The sequence below is a fragment of the uncultured Maricaulis sp. genome (assembly GCF_905480005.1).
GTDB lineage: Bacteria > Pseudomonadota > Alphaproteobacteria > Caulobacterales > Maricaulaceae > Maricaulis.
In genome coordinates this window covers 1-18,155 of record NZ_CAJQOO010000123.1, presented here as the reverse complement: position 1 = coordinate 18,155, position 18,155 = coordinate 1, and the positions used below count along the sequence as shown (strand labels likewise).

Annotated in this window: 16 protein-coding genes, 1 tRNA gene and 1 pseudogene; 6 read left to right on the top strand and 12 right to left on the bottom strand. The window is 62.2% G+C overall.

Features of this window, described 5'->3' with window-relative positions; all coding sequences use genetic code 11:
• Positions 1 to 2: 2 nt before the first annotated feature.
• Positions 3 to 497 (bottom strand): paraquat-inducible protein A, encoded by a 495-nt coding sequence (locus QZ266_RS11010; RefSeq protein ID WP_295695104.1) that lies wholly within the window; start codon positions 495 to 497, stop codon positions 3 to 5.
• Between the two features lie 287 nt (positions 498 to 784).
• On the opposite strand from QZ266_RS11010, the gene QZ266_RS11005 reads away from it, so the two are divergent.
• The 3 genes from QZ266_RS11005 (at position 785) to QZ266_RS10995 (ending at position 5,159) form a co-directional block, all read left to right on the top strand.
• Complete coding sequence (locus QZ266_RS11005; RefSeq protein WP_295695100.1) at positions 785 to 1,294, top strand: hypothetical protein; 510 nt, start codon at positions 785 to 787, stop codon at positions 1,292 to 1,294.
• A gap of 30 nt (positions 1,295 to 1,324) precedes the next feature.
• Positions 1,325 to 3,334, top strand: coding sequence for a TonB-dependent receptor (locus QZ266_RS11000; RefSeq protein ID WP_295695098.1), 2,010 nt, complete (start codon positions 1,325 to 1,327; stop codon positions 3,332 to 3,334).
• Positions 3,335 to 3,455: 121 nt separating this feature from the next.
• Positions 3,456 to 5,159, top strand: coding sequence for a methyl-accepting chemotaxis protein (locus QZ266_RS10995; protein ID WP_295695096.1), 1,704 nt, complete (start codon positions 3,456 to 3,458; stop codon positions 5,157 to 5,159).
• Between the two features lie 91 nt (positions 5,160 to 5,250).
• On the opposite strand, the gene QZ266_RS10990 is transcribed toward QZ266_RS10995, so the two are convergent.
• The 4 genes from QZ266_RS10990 to QZ266_RS10975 all read right to left on the bottom strand — a co-directional run bounded on the left by QZ266_RS10990 (position 5,251) and on the right by QZ266_RS10975 (position 8,276).
• Complete coding sequence (locus QZ266_RS10990) at positions 5,251 to 6,375, bottom strand: alpha/beta fold hydrolase (protein WP_295695095.1); 1,125 nt, start codon at positions 6,373 to 6,375, stop codon at positions 5,251 to 5,253.
• 143 nt (positions 6,376 to 6,518) lie between these two features.
• Positions 6,519 to 6,594, bottom strand: a tRNA-Lys gene (locus QZ266_RS10985).
• A gap of 115 nt (positions 6,595 to 6,709) precedes the next feature.
• Positions 6,710 to 7,810, bottom strand: a complete 1,101-nt coding sequence (locus QZ266_RS10980; protein WP_295695093.1) for a lyase — start codon at positions 7,808 to 7,810, stop codon at positions 6,710 to 6,712.
• A 67-nt stretch (positions 7,811 to 7,877) separates the two neighbouring features.
• Complete coding sequence (locus tag QZ266_RS10975) at positions 7,878 to 8,276, bottom strand: hypothetical protein (RefSeq protein ID WP_295695091.1); 399 nt, start codon at positions 8,274 to 8,276, stop codon at positions 7,878 to 7,880.
• 155 nt (positions 8,277 to 8,431) lie between these two features.
• Between QZ266_RS10975 and QZ266_RS10970 the strand changes: the two genes are divergently transcribed.
• Positions 8,432 to 8,758, top strand: coding sequence for an Hpt domain-containing protein (locus tag QZ266_RS10970; RefSeq protein ID WP_295695089.1), 327 nt, complete (start codon positions 8,432 to 8,434; stop codon positions 8,756 to 8,758).
• A gap of 5 nt (positions 8,759 to 8,763) precedes the next feature.
• Here the strand turns inward: QZ266_RS10970 and QZ266_RS10965 are convergent, their stop codons facing one another.
• Complete coding sequence (locus QZ266_RS10965; RefSeq protein WP_295695087.1) at positions 8,764 to 9,090, bottom strand: chorismate mutase; 327 nt, start codon at positions 9,088 to 9,090, stop codon at positions 8,764 to 8,766.
• Between the two features lie 169 nt (positions 9,091 to 9,259).
• Between QZ266_RS10965 and QZ266_RS10960 the strand changes: the two genes are divergently transcribed.
• Positions 9,260 to 9,883, top strand: coding sequence for a glutathione S-transferase family protein (locus QZ266_RS10960; protein ID WP_295695085.1), 624 nt, complete (start codon positions 9,260 to 9,262; stop codon positions 9,881 to 9,883).
• On the opposite strand, the gene QZ266_RS10955 is transcribed toward QZ266_RS10960, so the two are convergent.
• The gene (locus QZ266_RS10955; protein WP_295695083.1) at positions 9,880 to 11,055 is read right to left on the bottom strand and encodes a VWA domain-containing protein; all 1,176 of its coding nucleotides are present in this window, start codon (positions 11,053 to 11,055) and stop codon (positions 9,880 to 9,882) included. The two genes, QZ266_RS10960 and QZ266_RS10955, sit on opposite strands and share 4 nt — an antisense overlap.
• Positions 11,056 to 11,173: 118 nt before the next feature.
• Positions 11,174 to 13,603 (bottom strand): TonB-dependent receptor, encoded by a 2,430-nt coding sequence (locus tag QZ266_RS10950; protein ID WP_295695081.1) that lies wholly within the window; start codon positions 13,601 to 13,603, stop codon positions 11,174 to 11,176.
• A gap of 239 nt (positions 13,604 to 13,842) precedes the next feature.
• Here QZ266_RS10950 and QZ266_RS10945 point away from each other — a divergent pair, with 239 nt between their 5' ends.
• Entirely contained in the window at positions 13,843 to 14,484 is a 642-nt protein-coding gene (locus tag QZ266_RS10945) for a TetR/AcrR family transcriptional regulator (protein ID WP_295695079.1), read from the top strand.
• Here QZ266_RS10945 and QZ266_RS10940 read toward each other — a convergent pair whose 3' ends face one another.
• The 4 genes and pseudogenes from QZ266_RS10940 to QZ266_RS15340 form a co-directional block, all read right to left on the bottom strand.
• Positions 14,485 to 15,603: an SO2930 family diheme c-type cytochrome gene (locus QZ266_RS10940; RefSeq protein WP_295695077.1), complete on the bottom strand. Its 1,119-nt coding sequence runs from the start codon at positions 15,601 to 15,603 to the stop codon at positions 14,485 to 14,487.
• Between the two features lie 14 nt (positions 15,604 to 15,617).
• Positions 15,618 to 16,856 (bottom strand): parallel beta-helix domain-containing protein, encoded by a 1,239-nt coding sequence (locus QZ266_RS10935; protein WP_295695076.1) that lies wholly within the window; start codon positions 16,854 to 16,856, stop codon positions 15,618 to 15,620.
• 201 nt (positions 16,857 to 17,057) lie between these two features.
• Positions 17,058 to 17,726, bottom strand: coding sequence for a CatB-related O-acetyltransferase (locus tag QZ266_RS10930; protein ID WP_295695074.1), 669 nt, complete (start codon positions 17,724 to 17,726; stop codon positions 17,058 to 17,060).
• A 287-nt stretch (positions 17,727 to 18,013) separates the two neighbouring features.
• A pseudogene (locus tag QZ266_RS15340) lies at positions 18,014 to 18,155 on the bottom strand (ATP-binding protein); the annotation flags it as partial.

Genomic DNA, 18,155 nt, shown 5'->3' with positions numbered 1-18,155 from the left:
GCTCAGGCCGCCTGGCGCCGGTAGTTCGACGCAATCCGCCCGGCGGCGAGCATCGCCAGGATGGTGGAGACCGCAAAGCAATAGGCGCCGATCAGCGGGCGTGCCTGCAGCAGGAGACTATCGCGCAGGCTGAATACGACGAGCGCGATCACCAGCACGTCCGCCATGGACCATTTGCCCAGTTTCTGGAGCCAGCCTATCGCGCTCTCGTGATGGTTCACGCCCGATGGCGGTGGCGCAAACTGCAGCCTCCACATCCAACTCAGCTTGGCGAGCGGCACGGCAATCGAGAAGGTCAGGACAACAAGGGCGAGAAACCATTCTTCGTCGACTAGCAGCGAGCGGCCCAATGAGAGGATGGAGTGGTGCTCGTCCCACAGCCCAAGATGCCTCGTTTCCAGCGCCGGGAGTATCAGGCCGGGTATCAGCAGAACGCTGGCGAGCAACAGCAAGCCGGTCGCTACCGCATCATTCCTGATTAATTCGCCCTGCCGCATGACACCATCCCAACTCATGAAGGCGGCAGAAAAGCGGCGGTGAGATGCTTTTCTGCGGCACCCGCTACCGCCCTTTGGCGATTCGCTATACTTGAGCGCGGTGAAACCTAGTCTTTATTAAAGTTGTCGATGCAACATCAAATTGAGTGACGTGATCTGGTCACGCCGCCCTGCAAGCATTGGTAATATCCAATTACTCAACCGAAAGTCGTGGTTAATAACCCTCCTGTACTTCGACCCCATACGCCGCCATGCGGTGACATATGGAACAGGACGGGGTGTCCCCAATGCGTAAATTCATTCTGCCGGCTCTGGCCGGTCTTCTCTTCACAACGCCGGCAATGGCCGAGACGACCCAGCGCGATCTCGAAGTGATCGGCCGCGCGCTGAGCTTCGTCGAAGGCGCCAGCGGCTCCGATCGCACGGTCGCAATCGTATACGACGCGGCAAGCGAAGCCGAAGCCCAGGCCCTGGCCTCGGCCATGGCGGGCGGTCTTTCCGCCGGTCGCGTCACGCTCAATGCCCGGCTGGTGCCGATGGCTGACAGCGGGTCACTCGGCGGAGCCGATGCTGCGGTGCTGCTCGGCGCTGCTGCCGGCGATGGCGGCGTTTTCTCGGCCGCCAGCTCGGCCGGCGTGATGACCGTTTCCACGGATATGAGCTGCGTTGAAAGCGCTCAGTGCGTGATGGGTGTGCAGAGCGCCCCGTCCGTGCGGATCGTCGTTAATCGCGGTGCAGCCGACAGCTCGTCGGTCTCCTTCGCCGCCGCCTTCGCCATGATGATCGAAGAAATCTAAGCGCAAACAGAGTTTGAGAGAGTACTAGCCATGAAGACCCAATTCCTCACAACGTCGATTTCGGTGCTTGCGCTGAGCGTCGCGTTTTCTGCCACGTCCGCCGCGCAGACCCTTGATTACACCGCCATGAGCGATCTGTTTGGTGAGCCTGTCACCGCCGGCGCAACCGGCGCTCCGCAGCGCGCATCCGACGTCCCGGCCACGATGATCATCATCACCCAGGACGATATCGAGCGCTTCCCGGAGTACGACATTCCGGGCGTCCTTCGTCACTTCGCAGGTGTCAATTTCAACCGTTATGCCTTCGGCGACGGTCAGGTCTCGATCCGCGGTGCCGCAACGCCTTACACGCCGCGCCTCCTGGTGCTGGTGAATGGCCGCGAAGTCTATCTCGACAGCTATGGCTATACGGCCTGGTCGAGCCTGCCGGTTGAAATGGCCGACATCCAGCAGATCGAAGTGGTCAAGGGGCCGCAATCCGCCCTTTACGGCTTCAACGCGGTCGCTGGCGTGGTCAATATCATCACCCGCAACCCCGCTCATGGTGACTATGCGACGGCCCGGGCCGAAATCGGTACCGATGAGTATTCCAACGTGTCGCTGTCTGGCGGGCGTCAGTTCACCGAGAATTTCTCCGCGCGTTTCAGCTACGGCACGCAAGAGGGTAACGAGTTTGCCCCGTATGCCCCGAACGCTCAGGCGGTCGGTATCGCCGCAGCCGGCAACCAGTTCAGCCGTGAAAATGCCGCGATCGCAGCCACCTTCCGTTTCAACGACAAGGTCAGCATGAATGCGGAAGTCACGACTTCCGACGTGACGCTGGCAGAAACGGGCTCGATCTACCTTGCCGGTGGTACGGAATATGACCTGAACTCCTACCAGGCAGGTCTGGAAGCCGATACTGACTTCGGGTTCCTGACATTCTTCGCCTCCCGCAATGAATCCGAAATCGCCTACAATTTCGGCTCGATGGAGAGCTCGATCACGGTGTTCCGGGTCCAGGACCTCATCAATCTGTCTCCCAACGACACGATCCGCTTCTCTGTCGAGTATCGTGACGCCGAAGCCGGCTCCTTCCCGGACGCGACGGACGGCGATTTTGGCTACACGTCCAGCGCTCTCTCCGCCATGTGGAGCCACAAGTTCAGCAATGAGCTGGGGATGACGTTGGCGCTGCGCTATGACAGCGTCGAGTGGAGCCGCGATGCGTCCCCGAACCCCGGCGGTTATCCGTTTGTGCAAGCAGATTATGACCGCTCCATTGAAGAGCTGAGCTATAATGCTGCCATGGTTTGGCGCCCAGAGGCTGGCGGAACGGTGCGTTTCTCGGCTGCGCGTGGTGTGCAAGCCCCGACCATGTTCGATGTGGGCTTCACGCTCTTCTTCGGAACAGCCTCGGTCAGCGGTGACCCGAGCATCGAGCCTTCAGTCGTCACCAATTACGAGATCGCGTACGACCGTGACCTGACGGCTGACATCACCCTTCGTGCCGCGGTCTTCCATCAGGAAACCACGGACGTCAAAGGTGGTACGAGCGTCATTCCTGTGGTGTTCCCGCCGACCTCGCCGGTTCCGGTTTACCTGTTCGGCAATCATGGTGACACCCAGGTTTCCGGCGCAGAATTTGCTCTGGCTGGCGACATGGAGCATGGCTGGAACTGGGATGTTTCCTACACCTACCAGTCGGTTGAAGATGACCTCCTGACCTTTGGCGTCTTCACGCCCCAGGACTATGAGGGAGCAACCCCGACGCATCTGGTCAACGCCCATCTGGGCTGGACCGGTGGTCGCTTCACGGTTGATGGCTACGTCAATTATGTCTCGTCGGTCGATATGCCGATGCAGCCTGCCTTCGGCGCCGTCACCAGCGAAGCAATCGACAGCCAGGTCGCTCTGTCCCTGCGTGGTCAGTATGACCTCACGGATTGGCTCTCGGTGGCCTTGAACGCCCAGAATGTGAACTTTGGCGACGGCGAGGTGACGAATACCAATCACCTCAATGAAAGCCGGGTCTGGGCCTCGCTGACCAGCAGCTTCTAATATGAAATGAACGCCCCGGCACTGAATGGTGCCGGGGCGTTAACCCTGACTTTAGCGATTCGGGCGGATTGTCTGAGCATCGACAAAACCGCCAATCGGTGATGTCACCTGGGAGAGTTCAATGGGCAAGTTAACTTCACTATTCAAGCTGACGATCGCGCAATCCTTCGCGGTTGCACCGATTGCGGCGATCATCGCGCTGATCGCGGTTGCCGGTCTCGGGGCCTGGTCCCTGCAGAACGGGTCCGACAGCCAGCAACGTGCGATGGGCGAAATGAACGCTGCCCTCGAACTCACTGATCTGAAATCCGAATTGCAGACCATCAATAGTGACGTGCTTGCTGTGGTCACCGCCCAGGCTGCCGGCAATCCGATCGATGTGATGGCTGAGTTCGACGCCGTGGGCACACGCGTTGACGGGCTCTCCGCCCGCATCGCCGACCTTCAGGTTTCCGGCGCCGACATTGCCGCCGGCACCAACACGTTTGACAGCCTGGTCGAGCAGCTCGCCCTCTACAAGGACGCGCTCGATTTCGTCGGCCAGATGCTGGAACTCGATTTCGCCAGCTCGGTCGCCTTCCTGCAGCCCTTCGATGCCGTCTTCGCCGAGATCAGCTCTGACCTCGATGATCTCGCCATGGAAGGCGCATCCCTGGCACGCATGGATGCCGCCGCCACCCAGGACGGCGTCCGCAATTCCATCATTCTCTTCATTGGTCTGACCATTGGTGTCGGTGTCGCCCTCATTGCCCTGGCGGTTATCTTCGGACGTCAGATCTCGGCCTCGGTGCGCAAGATCGCCGCGGCGACGGAAACGCTGGCCGATGGCGATTACTCGCTCAATATCGCGGCGCTTGAGCGCTCCGACGAGCTGGGCGCTGTCGTCGAAAGCCTGAGCCGCTTCCGCGAGAAGGGCCTGCAGGCCGAGGAACTTGAAAAAGAACAGCGCGCCCAGGCTGAAGCCAATGAGCGCCGCGCGGCCAAGCTGAATGACCTGGCCCAGACTTTCGACGCCGAAGTCATGTCCATGCTGGGCGAAGTGAACGAGGCCTGCTCCTCCATGTCGGCGATTGCCGAACAGCTGTCGCAAGCCGCGACGGAAGGGTCCGAGCAGTCTGGCCAGATGGCCTCGTCGGCAGCCCAGGCATCGGCCAATGTCGAGTCGGTTGCGGCGGCGTCTGAAGAGCTGACGGCCTCCATCGCCGAAGTGACCCACCAGATCCAGGGCTCCTCGGATATGGCCAGCCAGGCTGATGAGCGCGCCAAGTCGGTTCGCACCGTTGTCGACAATCTCGGCGCCGCGGCGCAGGAAATCGGCAATGTGGTCCAGCTGATCAATGATATTTCCGAGCAGACCAATCTGCTGGCGCTGAATGCCACGATTGAAGCGGCACGGGCCGGTGAAGCCGGCAAGGGCTTCGCGGTCGTCGCCTCCGAGGTCAAGTCGCTCGCCGCCCAGACCGCCAAGGCCACGGATGATATCCGCGACCAGATCCAGGCGATCCAGGATGCTGCCGCGTCGTCCTCCTCCTCGATCGAGGATGTGACCCGTGCGGTTGGCGAAATCTCCCGCTCGGCGTCGGCCATTGCCGCCGCCGCGGAAGAGCAGAGCGCGTCGACCCGCGAGATCTCGAGCTCGGTATCCCATGCCGCGACGAGTGCGCGCGCTGTTTCTGACAATGTCGATGTGGTGTCCCGCTCGGCCCGCCAGACCGGTGACGCATCCCAGGACGTGCTGCGCGCGGTCAGGACCGTCTCCGAGCGCGCCGAAAAACTGAATTCCACGGTGGAAACTTTCCTCACCGAGGTTCGCGAGGCCGGCTGATCTCTCCCCCCTGATGTCGCCTTGCAACACAAGCGCCCGGACCTCTCCCCCCTCGGTCCGGGCGTTTTTCTGTCTGGATAGCGGTGCGGCGCTAGCGTTCGCCCAGCGCCCGCGCCGGCAGATAGATGATCCGCGCAGCCATGTCGGCCAGGGCACCCAGCCCGCTCTCCCGCGATTGTCCCGGCTCGCCGTTCAGGGCCTCCGACAGCGCGCCGCTCGCGGCTAATTGCATCAGGGTTTCAGACGTCGCGAAGTCGACATGACCCAGCAGCGATCCGTCCCGCAACTCGCTCAGATCAATCACCGCAATACCCCGTTCGACCAGCGCGTCGCGCTGACGGCCGATGCCCAGGCAGGATTGGTGGCCACCGCGCAGCGAGTCGGACAGGGCGAGGACGCGATCGCGGTCCGAAACCAGGACGGCAAGATGCGCCGGCGGAGGGTCGATCGCGTCGAGCTGGTTCAGAAAGACGTCGAAATCAATGTCAGGCGAGGCCAGGATGACCGGGTCGAGCCGGGCCAGGACATCTGTCCGGCCTTCCAGGCTGAGCTGGCGCAGCGCCTCCATCGTCACCAGTGACCCCATCGAATGGGCGAGGAGGATGATGGAGGTGGCTGGACTGTCGGAAACGCGCTCGAGGGTCTCGACCAGACCATCGCGGGCAAATTGTGCGCTGTCCCTGTCGTAGAGATAGGCCGGCCAATGGCCCGCCGAGGGCCAGGCGTAATGCACCGCCGCCGTCCGCACGCCGTAATCATTGAGGATCTGGGCATTCAGATACAGCCCGTCCGAGAAGGGCGTGTTGAAGCCGTGGACAAAGACCAAGACCTGCCGCTCCGCCAGTGGCATGGATGACAGATGCTGGTCGAGCATGGCCGACCACGCCTCGGGCGCCAGGTCGGCCTGATAGCCGGTGAGCGCGAACTCACGCGCCGGATCGGCCGGCAGTGTGGGATGGGTGATGTCGCCTGCGAGCCGGTTGGCCGGAACCCAGACATCGGCCCGGGCAAAGGACAGGGCGCCGCGCCCCGGCGTTAGGCGGATATCGGGATCCTCACTCGTCGCCCGCGTCGTCGCAATCAGGATCGGCTCGCTCACACCCGCCGCCACATGGGGCGACACAATCGGCAAATGAGCCGGCGCGGTGGTGCAGGCTGAGAGCGCGAACAGTGCCAGGGCGAGGACAAAGCATGGATTGACGGTGTGTGGACGCATCGCAGCGATGACTTTCGGAGGCTTTGGACAGGCGGTCGCAAAGATCAACGCAGCCGGTCCCGCCCGTCAATGGGCCGGCGGGCATGCAAAGACCGCCGGTAAAGAATTCGGGGATATGGGGGGTGCCGCAAAAGTCGGAGAATTGGTGCGCCCACGAGGGCTCGAACCTCGGACCCGCTGATTAAGAGTCAGCTGCTCTACCAACTGAGCTATAGGCGCGCCGGTTGGGAAGCGGCGGAAAATACGCTTGCGGCGTGTAAAATCAAGCCATTCCTCTGCCCTGTCACACATATCTCCCATGCGTGATCGGTGGGCTTCCAGGCGGCGTGACGGCCTATTCCACCTGGGCCCGGCCGATCGTGCCCATATCGCTGCCAAACCAGATCTCGCCGGTCGATGGCAGATACTGCATATGGCGGACCACGCCGCCGCCCGAGGGGATGGCGGTGATGGAGAAAAACGCCTCGCCCTCCGGGTCAAAGCCGACGAACCAGTTCGGATCCACACCGGTCTCGACGAACCAGATCCGGTCCTGGCCATCCACGGCGAAGGCATAGGGGCGGGCATTGGCGCCGGAGGGCATCTCCCATTCGGTGACGGATTGGTCGGCCGGATCGAAGACACCGAGATAGCCGTCGGCATAATCGCCATACCAGACGCGCCCGTCGGAGGTCACGGCGATGCGGCGGGGGCGCGTCGTCTCGCGCGGCAGATCATGCTCGGTCAGCTCAAGGGTTTCCGGATCGACGGAGGCCAGCTTGTTGGTCCCGAACAGGGCAACCCAGATCGTTCCGTCGGGGGCCTGCTTGATGCCATAGGCGCGCGCGCCCTCGGTCGGCACCATGACGGTTTCCAGCTCGCGGGTTTCCATGTTCAGGCGGCTGACCGAATTGCTGCGCTGGCTTGTAAACCAGATATGGCCCTGGCCATCGAAGATCTGGGTGTGCGGGTCGGCGGTCGTGTCGCGCGGTGTCTCGATATAGTCGAAGCTTTCCGTCGCCGGATCATAGATGCCGATATGCGCGTCGCGATTGCCGGCATACCAGACGCGGTGATCATCCTGGACGATGAGATTGTGCGGTCCGGCGCCGTCGCGCAGATCGATCCGGATCATCTCGCCGGTCGCGACATCAAGGCGGGCAATGTAGGAATTGGCCTGACCGGCAAACCAGACTGTTTGCCCATCCAGCGTGTAGGGATCGCGCGGGCGACCCTCCCACGGCACAGCCCATTCCTGGATGTCGATGGCAGCGATCTCAGGGCTGTTTTCGGGCGGGGTGACACCATCGGCCGGACGCGTCTCGTCCGGCGCGGCCATGGTTTCATCGGCAGCGGGCGGGGTTTCCTCATCGACCGGTGCCGGCTGCGAGCAGGCGGCGAGCAGGCTGGTGATGGACACCGAAACGGCAAGCAGGCGGGTCAGTCGGTCACGCATGGCAGTCTCCCTCGCAATGAGAGGTATCGCGCCGCCGCCCCGTCTTCAAGCGAAAGGCCCCCGGCCCCTACCAGCGACGATAGGGTGAGCGAATGTAATGGATCAGCCGGGTCGAGCCACGCACGGTATAGGTCCGCCCGTAGCGGTCGCGGCAGAGGCGGACGGAAACAAGGGCGGGTCGTCCGTGAAAATGGGCCTGCTGGCGTGAATCCCAGCATTGTGACGCATAACGATAGCGTGTTGGCTGGCCGCGCCGATAGCCGTGATCATGATGCGATCCGCGGCGCGGGCGATAGTCGTGGCGCGGGCGATGATGACGGCGCTGCAGACGCTTCTCGCCAGTTTCGGCGGCCAGGCGCGGTGCGGTCTCGGTTGTGCGGGTGACGCCACTGTCCGCCGCGGCCAGCCCGCCGGCCCCCAGTGCGAGAGCCAGACAGACGGTGAGTGTCTTGACGGTTCTGATCATGGTGTCCCTCCCTATTTCTGCGGCCAGCCTCACATTTCGCGCCTGACGCGAAACTGAACGCTTCATTCACCAAGCTGAGCGATCGGCCCTGTGCGGGCGGGAAATTAAGGAGGCTGTTAAGGGCGCCGGGCTAGAGATGGGTTATGATAGCCGCCATGGAAAACCCAGCCTCACCGCTGTTTGATGCCGCACATCTCGCCCGTTATACGGGCGGGGATGTGGCCTTGCGCGATGAGCTCCTGGGGTTGATGTGCGATCAGGCCCAACGCTGCCTGGCGATCATGGACTCCCCTGTCGATGCGTCCGCCTGGCGTGCTGCCTGCCATACGCTGAAGGGGGCCGCGCGCGGTGTCGGCGCCTTTGCGCTGGCTGATTTGTGCGATGCGATCGAGCCGGCTGCGGAGCCGGCCTGGCCTGGTGCCCGGCTGCAAGTGGAGCGCTGTGTCCGGGAAACCGAGCTCGCCTTCGCGCAAGCCGACTGACCGCTTCAGTCCCCGCGCGTCTTGTCCCAGACACTGAATTCATAAGCGATCGAGCGTTCGACCAGTTCGCGCCAGACCGGTTCGGCGATCTCGACGGCCAGGCCGCGCTTTTCCGCTTCGGCAGTGACCTTGGCGATCACATCATTGATCCGCCATTCATCGCGGACCACCTCGCGGCTCGGCTTGATCCGGGCGGCGGCTTCCATATAGCGCGCCCGCTCGGCGATCAGGGCGACCAGTTCGCGGTCGAGCGCGTCCACGCCCGCACGCACATCCTGCATGGTCTGGCAGGCTTCGGGTTCGGTGATGCCGGGGCGGGTAGACGTGGTCATTCTGGCGGATACCTGTGCTCGTTTCGCCTCTTATAGGCGGGCTCGCGGCGAGGCCCAAGCGGCGGACTGTCACAGCCGGTCAAACAGCCTTGCCGGCACTGACACGCATTCATCATATGACCGCGCGCCCGGTGGCGTTATGCTGCGGGACCAGACAAGGGAGTCGTCCATGAACCAGCCCGTTCGCATCTATGGTGATCAGCGCAGTGGCAATTGCCTGAAGGTCAAGTGGACGGCCGACCGGCTCGGCCTCAGCTATGATTGGCATGAGGTCGATGTCGCCAAGGGGGAGACCCGCACCGAGGACTTCCTGGCCATCAATCCGGCCGGACAAGTGCCGTGTCTCGAGCGCGAGGATGGCCGCATCCTGGCCCAGTCCAATGCCATCATTTTCCATCTGGCTGGCGGCTCGGACCTGATACCGGACGACGCCTTCGACCAGGCCAAGATGCTGGAATGGATGTTCTGGGAACAATACAGCCACGAGCCCTTCATCGCTGTGCGGCGCTTCCAGAAAGCCTTCCAGAACATGAGCGATGACACGATCGATCCACAGCTCATGGCCAAGGGGCGCCGCGCGCTGGGGGTGATGGAAATGCGCCTCCTGTCGCGCGACTTCATCGTCCGCGACACGCTTACCCTCGCCGATATCGCGCTCGTCGCTTATACGCGCGTCGCCGATGAGGGCGGGTTCGATCTGGACGAATTCCTCGGCGTGCGAAGCTGGATCGCCCGGGTCGAGAACGAGCTGGAGCTGGATTATGATGAAGGCCGGGTGACCGCGCTGGCTTAGCGCGCCAGCTCCTTCATCGCCGCATCGACGCCTTCCAGGGTCAGCGGGAACATGCGGTCGGCGCCGATAATGTCCTGGACGAGGCGGGTGGAGTAGGAGTGCTCCCACCATTTCTCCGGCGTCGGATTGATCCAGATCAGGTGTGGCCAGGTGTCGGCGATACGCTGCAGCCAGACTGCGCCGGCCTCTTCATTCCAGTTTTCGACCGAGCCGCCATCATGGGTGATCTCATAAGGCGCCATGGCGGCGTCACCGACCAGGATGACCTTCCAGTCGGCCGGGTATTTGTGCATCACATCCAGGGTCGGCACGGTCTCGGTGCGACGGCGCAGGTTTGACCGCCACACGCCCTCATAGGGGCAGTTGTGGAAGTAGAAATATTCGAGATTCTTGAAGGTCGTGCGGGCGGCCGAGAAGAGCTCCTCGCACAGCCGGATATGCGGATCCATCGAGCCGCCGACATCAAACAGGGCCAGCACCTTGATCGCATTGCGGCGCTCCGGTCGCATGATCACATCGAGCCAGCCCTGCTTGGCTGTGGCATCGATCGTTTCGCCAAGGTCGAGTTCCTCGCGGGCACCATCGCGGGCAAATTTGCGAAGGCGGCGCAGGGCGACTTTCAGATTGCGCGTGCCCAGCTCGCGCTCGCCATCGAGATCCTTGTAGCGGCGCTGCTCCCAGACCTTGGCCGCGCGCTTGTTCTGGCTTTCGCCACCAATGCGCACGCCGGACGGGTTATAGCCGGAATGACCGAAGGGCGAGGTGCCGCCGGTGCCGATCCACTTATTGCCGCCTTCATGGCGCTTTTCCTGCTCCTCAAGGCGTTTCTTGAGGGTTTCCATCAGCTCGTCAAAGGGCAGGGCCTTGAGTTCGGCCATTTCCTCTTCGGTCAGCATGCGCTTCATCATCGCCTGCAGCCATTCGTCCGGGATTTCCTTGTCCTCGAACATCTGGGAGAGCATTTCCACGCCCTTGAAGACGTGGCCGAACACCATGTCGAACTTGTCGAAATCCTTCTCGTCCTTGACGAGGGCGGCGCGGCTGACCGAGTAGAAATGCTTGATCTCCGGCTCGATCACGCCCTTGTCGAGCGCTTCCAGCAGGGTCAGGTATTCCCGCGTGGTGACGGGGATCTTGGCGGCGCGGAGTTCGGTGAAGAAATGATGCAGCATGCGGTCAATCTAGCGGGGTTCGCGTGGCAGGGAAGGGCGGGGTGCGTGCAATCTGCCGCCCAAACGGAAAACGGCCCCGCCCGGAGGCGAGGCCGTTCCGCCGCAATGGAGTTCGTGACTAGAAGTCGTAGCCGAACTCCACGCCCCAAACACGCGGCGTCGAGATGGAGGAGAAGGCTGTACCCAACGTGCTCGCCGTGATGTTGTTGACGCCTTCGACATACTGGTTGTCGAAGACATTATTGACGAAGGCGCTGACCGTGAGATCGCCATTGGGAGCGGTCCAGCGGGCGCGCAGATCGGTGCGATTGCGGGACTCGCCCAGTGCGAAAGCGGGGTAACCGCCGCATGTGCCCTGGAGCGTCGACTGGCTGTTGCACCGGCCCTCGCCACGCCAGGCGTGATTGGCCTGCAGGGTCAGATCGCTGCCATTGTCCAGATCCATCACATACTCACCGCCAAAGGCGACATTCCAGAACGGCTCACCGGTCGGCTCGCCCGACAGATCGGTGCCATTGCTGTCCACCCGGCGCTTGTGCGTGGAATCGATCCATTGCGCATTGCCGTACAGGCGCAGCGCGTCGGAGGCCTGCCAGTCCAGCTCCATGTCGACACCGACGGCTTGGTCATCAGAGGTCTGGACCAGGTATTGCGGTACGCCGCCACCGGTCGGCACGACCAGGCGGATGGATTGCTTGCCCTCATAGACATAGGAGAAGGCCGACATGTTGAAGATCAGATCCGGGTCCAGGAAATCCGACTTGAAGCCGACTTCCCAGCTGGTCACCGTTTCGTTCTCGAAGCGCGAGCCGACCTCGACCGAGTTGTAGCCACCGGCCTTGTAGCCTTCAGAGAAGGAGCCATAGACCATGACATTCTCGGTCAGCTGATAGTCGACAACGACGCGCGGGCTGAGATTGTTCCAGCTGTCTTCCATCACGCAGGGCACGCCCTCGGCGACATTGACGCCATTATCGCAGGCGACGCCCGCCAGCGGCGAGAGGTCGAAGACAAAGTCGAACAGGAAGTCGTTCGGAGAGGCTCCGGCGAGTGCGAGAATGCCGGCGCCGTCAAGCGCAGCCAGGGTCTGGTCGAGACCGTTGGCGACCCGCGGCCCATTGAGCCACTGGAAGGATTTCTCATCCTCGGTATAGCGCAGGCCGAGCGAGATGTTCAGGCGGTCCGTCGCAGACCAGATCATGTCGGCATAGACCGCGCGGGCGGTGAACTCGCCTTCGTTATTCATGTTCTCGGACCAGGAATGTCCAAGCATGGAGAAGGGCAGGCCGAAGGGGACGAGCAGGCCGTATTCCAGATCAGTGAAAGGTGTGCCGGCGCCGATATTGCCCAACACCGTATTCACCGTGTCCGTGAAGGTGAAGGTTTCGGAGGCCTGGATCGCGGTCTCGTCATAATAGCTGGCACCGATCAGCCAATCGACCGGCCCGTTGGTCCCGGCCAGGCGGAACTCCTGGTAGAAAGCTTCATTGCTCTCGACATTCGACGTGTCGAAATAGGTGTCGATCCGGTTGGTGCCGTCCTCGTCCTCGCGATTCATCGTGTCGAATTCGCGGAAAGAGGTCAGCGAGGTCAGCGTCATCTCGCCGATATCCTGGCGGATTGTCAGCGTGGTCTCGGCCAGGTCGCGGGCCTCGCGATTGAAAACGACATCATTGCGCAAGGGTGCGTTGAATGGATTGAGATAGGCGTTTGTATCCACCGGAAGCGGCGGTGTGCCGGGCGCGGCTGGCAGATCGACGATGCCGATCGCAGGGCGGGCGTCCTGGTCAATGCTGTCACGGCTGTGGCGCAGCAGAATCTGTGTCGACGGGGTCGCATCCCAACGCACGGTGATGCGGTCGGCCGACGCGTCCTCGCGACGATAATCCTCGCCGGTAACGGCATCGGTCAACCAGCCGTCGGCGCTGTTGTCGAGGAAGTTTGCGCGCACGGCGAGCGTGTCGGTGATCGGGATATTGATCATCGCCTCGGTGCGGACACGGTTATGGCTGCCCAGACGAACGGCAACGCGGCCTTCCAGCTCGTCACTGGGTTCGCGCGTGATGATGGAGACGGCACCGGCGGCCGAGTTGCGTCCGAAAAGCGTCCCTTGCGGCCCCTTCAGCACCTCGATTCGTTCGATATCATTGAAGGCCAGCAGTGAGGCGCCCGAGCGCGCCGCATAGATGCCATCGACATAGATGCCGACCGCCGGGTCGGTGCCGACGCCAAAATCGCTCGTTGTGATACCGCGGATGGAATAGCGCGGCTGGGTCGGGCTGCCATTGGAGACATCCAGTCCCGGAACGAAGGCTTCCAGATCACCCATATCATCGGCGGCGACGGAGCTGATAAACTCGCTGTCCATCACCTGCAGGGAGATCGGTACGTCCTGCGAGGACTGGGCGCGCTGCTGGGCAGTCACCACGATGACGTCCTCGTCCATGGCTTCGTCCTGTGCCAGGGCAGGCGCAACCGCGATGCAGGCAGCCGTCGTGGCGAGCAGTGCGCGCAGGCCGAGCCGGCGAGCCGATTGAATGCGTGTCATTTTTCCTCCGCTGGGCGCGGGGCCCATTTTCGGTCAGTCGCGCATTGATGTCGCGAGACCTGCCGATTCCCCTTGGATTCCCCATTCGAATATCCAAATAAACGAAACAGAATTTTTTTCTGTTATTCAAGCGGGGGTGTGGCCGGATCGGCTGAAACCGGGCAGGAGGCGCAAAAGGGTCACACTTGCCTCGCCGGAATGTTGTGCCAGATTACAAAACGAATTCAACGAGGCAGCTTGTGAACGAACGTGCACCGACAGAAGGGGTCGACCTGGAAAGGCGAGCCGCCCCGCGGCAGAAACGGTCGCAGGATCGAATCCTGAAAATCGTTGCTGCGACCAAGGTTCTTCTGGAGCGTGGTGATGTCGACGCGATCACGACCTCGACCGTGGCTGCCGAGGCTGGCGTGCCGGTGAGTTCCGTCTATCGCTATTTCCCGAATATCTACTCGATCCACCGCACCATATTGGAAGAGTTCAAGGCCGAGACCGACCGGATCGTCACCACGATCATGGAGGATCCGGACGAGCAGGACTGGACGGTCAGCCTGTCAGGCATGATCTTCGGCCTGCGCCAATTGGTGGCCAGTAACCCGTCTTACGGGGCCGTCTTCCGCCTGACGCTCACCACACATGAATTGCGCGCGGTTCGCGAGGCGTGGAATCTGCGCCTTGCCGGCTTCCTCGCAGATCGCTGGCGCCAGGGACTGGACGGGTTTCACGGCGGCGATCCCGACGTGGTCGCGCGGATGACGGTGGAAATCTATTGTGCCGCGGAAGTGTTGATCTTCGAGACGCGCGACCGGCCGGCCGATGCCGAGATCTATTTTATCGAGACCCTGGCAGCGCTGCAGCGCTATCTCGCTCCCTATCTGGACTGATCAGTCACAATCGCCGGGCAGGCTTTCAATCCAGGCCCGGATCAGCGCGACGCCTTCGGTGTGTATGGTCGAGCGTCCCACTTCCGGCATCATCTGGTCCGGCTCGATATTGTCGAGACGGAAGAGAAGAATGGACTCGTCCGGCTGGCCGGGAACGATGTCATGCCGGCGATCGCCCGTCCCCGAGCCGGCCGCGATGGGCAGTTTGCAGATGCCGAGAGCGGGACCGTGGGCAATACCCGGTTCAAGGTCGAGGCCTGATGTGTCGGCCGGTCCGACCGGGCTGTGGCAATGTGAGCAATTGGCATCGAGATAGGCGCGGGCGCGGTCTTCAAGCGTCGCGTTGAGATCTGTCCAATCGGCGTTGCGCGGCGTGTCTGCCGGCGCGGGCGCGCCGGTCAGGAAACCGACCTCGGTGAGATAGTCGAGCTGGTTCATCGGGCCGCCGGGATAGGCAAAATCGCGGTTGAGATGACGCGGTTTGGGGCCGATGGGTGAGATGATCCGGGTATTGGAATCCGGCGCATGGCAACTGGCGCACTGGTTCACATCCGGCATCACATAATTGAAGTCCTGCGCCTCGCCGTCAGTCCCGACCAGGGTCAGGGGCACGATATCGCCATAGCGATGCAGCACGGCTTCGCTTTGATCTTCATTCCAGCGATAGGGAAGGGCGGCCCAGCCGTCTTCGCGGTGAACGAGGATGCGGGTCTCGATCAGCCGGACCCGGGACAGGTCCAGATCGCCCTCGGCGTCGATCAGGGCATGACCGTCGCCGCGCATGACGGCGCCCGCCTGTTCGGCCAGCGGGTAGTAGAAGGTCTTGGTGATGACCGTTCCGACCGGGAAATCGAGCGTTTCATGTTCGCGATAACCGGCCTGCATACCCTCCGGCATCCAGATCGTGCGCAGTTTCAGCGCGTAGTCGGTGAAGAGCGGGGTGTTGAGGTCATAGGCCACAACACCCTCGCCCAGTCGCAAGGTTTCGCCGCTAATCCCGACCTGGCCCCATTCAGACAGGAGGCGGGGCGTGTCGACCGCATGAAATTGCGGCGTCGGTTCGCTGGGTGAGCAGGCGGCCATGCCCAGCGCGAGCACGAGGATCAGTCGGCGAAACATTGCGGTGGTCCCGATCAGTCAGCGAGGGCCAGCTCGACCGGCGCGAGCCCGTCCAGCGTGCACCGGAAGGCTTCGGTCTCGATCCGCGGCGAGCCATAGCCATTGGGGCCGTCGGCATTGAGAACGTCGACATCATCGGCCACACAGATACGCAACGCGTCCGGCAGGACACCCTCGACGAGTTTCGCGTCATCGACAAAGCCGTCGAACAGGACGTCGGGCAGGGCACCATTGAGGCCGAACATGGCGATTTTCAGCGCCGTCAGGTCGAGCCCGTCCGGCGACGTGCCGCCACCGGAATAGGTGTTGTCATGGATCCAGATCGTTTCGGGATAGGGATCGAAATCGCTCTGTACCGAGTAATCGGAATAGCCGGTCGAGTGCAGGCTGGAGATAATGATATTGGCAGTGTCATTGTCCGAGATGCGATTGTTGAAAATCTCGACCTGGTCGTTGGAATTGATGACAATGCCCGAGCCGGCCGGGACACTGGCGACCGGTGTGCCGGCATGGCCGAAATTCTCGGTATTGTTCTCGAAGATATCATTGTCATAGACGCGGGTGTGATAGCCCGGCTGCGGCAGGTTCGGCATGTTGAAGACCAGGATGCCGCCCGTATTGTTGGTCGCGGTATTGCCGTAGACATCGGCACCGATGCAATTCTCGATCTCGATACCGGCGACATTGTATTCGGCACGGTTGTTGCGCACGACGACATTGCGCGACTGGCCGACATAGATGCCGGCATCGGACGCGCCGATCGCAACCGTATTCTCGACGAGGACATTGGTCGTCTGGACCGGATAGATTCCGTAGGCGCCATTCTCGGTTGAATAGCCATTCGTCCATTCGACGCGAACGCCGCGAATGATGATGTTCTCGCCGCCATTCACTTTCAGCCCGTCGCCGGACGTGTCCTCGATGGCGAGGTCTTCCAGGGTGAAGTCATTGGCGGTGACGATCAGGCCTTCCGCCCCGGCGATCTGTCCCTGGAAGTTGAGGATGGTCTGGTCCATGCCGGCGCCGCGAATGGTCACGCCATCGACATTGAGGCTCAGTGAGCGGTTGAAGCTGTAGACGCCGGCCGGGATCTCGATGACGTCACCGGGTTGGGCGTCGATCAACTGCTCCAGCAGAACCGACTGATAATCCCCGTCCGCACCAGAGACATCGCGTCCGTCCTGGCCGCCATTGCCGCAAGCGGTCAGAATCAGCGCAGCGGCGCCCACAATCAGATATCGCGTCATTTTCATTGCCTTCTCCCCGGCTTTCGCCCGCGCGTGCGTCATCTAACTGCCGCGCCCTGTCCATCTGTTGTGCCACAAATTTCCATATCTGGAAGCGATAGACAATCAGAAACAGAAACAGTTTCCGTTTTTGTGCAGCCGACCGACGCCGCGCAGGCCATTGTGAACGGCGTGCCCGGGCGGACAAAAGGGTGTGCGTGGTGCGGATCAGTCGGGCGAAAACCGCCTTAGCGCGTCCACATCCGCCGTCATCAATGCCTCTGATGCCGCGCGGATCGTCTCGATTGGCCAGTCCCACCAGGCGAGCGTCAGCAGGTGCTCGATATCGGCCTCAGGCAGGCGTTTGCGAATGGGTGTGGCCGGATTGCCGCCGACGATCGTGTAGGGATCGACATCGCGCGTGACGACGGATTTGGCGGCGATGATGGCGCCATGGCCGATCGTCACACCGGGCATGATCACCGCATCCCAGCCAATCCAGACATCATGGCCGATCGTGATTCCGCCCTTGTTCGGCCAGGGTCCCGGATCAGGTTCACCCCAGCACCCGAAGATCGGGAAGGGATAGCTCGACAGGCGGTCGGCGAAGTGATTGCCGCCATTGAGCACGAAGCTGGCATCTGCCGCGATCGAACAGAATTTGCCGATCTCCAGACGGTCCTCGATGAAGTCAAAAGCGTATTTCAGCTGGGTCTCGGCGAAACGCGCCGGATCATCAAAGGAATGGATATAGCTGTAATCGCCGGCCGTGATCTTGGGATGGCCGGCGACCAGCGGCTTGAGATAGGCCATGGACGGCGCTGCCGGCATGGGGGCCGGGTTCATCGGGTCGAGGGCGGGGTGATCAAAGGCGGTCGTTTCGTTTGAGGCCGTCATGAACAGACTCCGGACGTGAGGGGTTTCAGTTTATCGAAACGCGCCCCCGGTCTCCCGGTCCGGCGCGGGCTAGCCGCGATTGTTCATTTGAGCTCTCTCCGTCTTCCAAGCGGTTTATGGCGAGGTAAGCGCGGAGCGCTGTTCTTGGAAACCAACGACACTTCTCCCGGACGCGCGTCCGCGCGATCCGGGAAAAACAAGGACCTCATCGCTTGCCGGTCCCGGCTCTGCGCCACGCCTCCGCGGGGCTTCGGCTGCTAAAAACGGTCCGGCTCCTAAGGAAACCGTTAAGCCGCCCCCGGCCCGCGCGGCCCTTCTCCGGGGCCACCCGGGCGGCGCGCCATGAAGGCGAGCTTTTCGAACAGCATGACGTCCTGTTCGTTTTTCAGCAGGGCACCGTGCAGGGGCGGGATCAGCTTGCGCGGATCG

What these genes read in the sequence shown, in the direction of transcription:
- QZ266_RS10950 (WP_295695081.1), bottom strand. Translation starts at nt 13,603, where the DNA reads ATGACACGCATTCAATCGGCTCGCCGGCTCGGCCTGCGCGCACTGCTC.
- QZ266_RS10975 (WP_295695091.1), bottom strand. Translation starts at nt 8,276, where the DNA reads ATGATCAGAACCGTCAAGACACTCACCGTCTGTCTGGCTCTCGCACTG.
- QZ266_RS10980 (WP_295695093.1), bottom strand. Translation starts at nt 7,810, where the DNA reads ATGCGTGACCGACTGACCCGCCTGCTTGCCGTTTCGGTGTCCATCACC.
- QZ266_RS10970 (WP_295695089.1), top strand. Translation starts at nt 8,432, where the DNA reads ATGGAAAACCCAGCCTCACCGCTGTTTGATGCCGCACATCTCGCCCGT.
- QZ266_RS10990 (WP_295695095.1), bottom strand. Translation starts at nt 6,375, where the DNA reads ATGCGTCCACACACCGTCAATCCATGCTTTGTCCTCGCCCTGGCACTG.
- QZ266_RS10995 (WP_295695096.1), top strand. Translation starts at nt 3,456, where the DNA reads ATGGGCAAGTTAACTTCACTATTCAAGCTGACGATCGCGCAATCCTTC.
- QZ266_RS10930 (WP_295695074.1), bottom strand. Translation starts at nt 17,726, where the DNA reads ATGACGGCCTCAAACGAAACGACCGCCTTTGATCACCCCGCCCTCGAC.
- QZ266_RS11010 (WP_295695104.1), bottom strand. Translation starts at nt 497, where the DNA reads ATGCGGCAGGGCGAATTAATCAGGAATGATGCGGTAGCGACCGGCTTG.
- QZ266_RS10955 (WP_295695083.1), bottom strand. Translation starts at nt 11,055, where the DNA reads ATGCTGCATCATTTCTTCACCGAACTCCGCGCCGCCAAGATCCCCGTC.
- QZ266_RS10940 (WP_295695077.1), bottom strand. Translation starts at nt 15,603, where the DNA reads ATGTTTCGCCGACTGATCCTCGTGCTCGCGCTGGGCATGGCCGCCTGC.
- QZ266_RS10960 (WP_295695085.1), top strand. Translation starts at nt 9,260, where the DNA reads ATGAACCAGCCCGTTCGCATCTATGGTGATCAGCGCAGTGGCAATTGC.
- QZ266_RS11000 (WP_295695098.1), top strand. Translation starts at nt 1,325, where the DNA reads ATGAAGACCCAATTCCTCACAACGTCGATTTCGGTGCTTGCGCTGAGC.
- QZ266_RS11005 (WP_295695100.1), top strand. Translation starts at nt 785, where the DNA reads ATGCGTAAATTCATTCTGCCGGCTCTGGCCGGTCTTCTCTTCACAACG.
- QZ266_RS10965 (WP_295695087.1), bottom strand. Translation starts at nt 9,090, where the DNA reads ATGACCACGTCTACCCGCCCCGGCATCACCGAACCCGAAGCCTGCCAG.
- QZ266_RS10935 (WP_295695076.1), bottom strand. Translation starts at nt 16,856, where the DNA reads ATGAAAATGACGCGATATCTGATTGTGGGCGCCGCTGCGCTGATTCTG.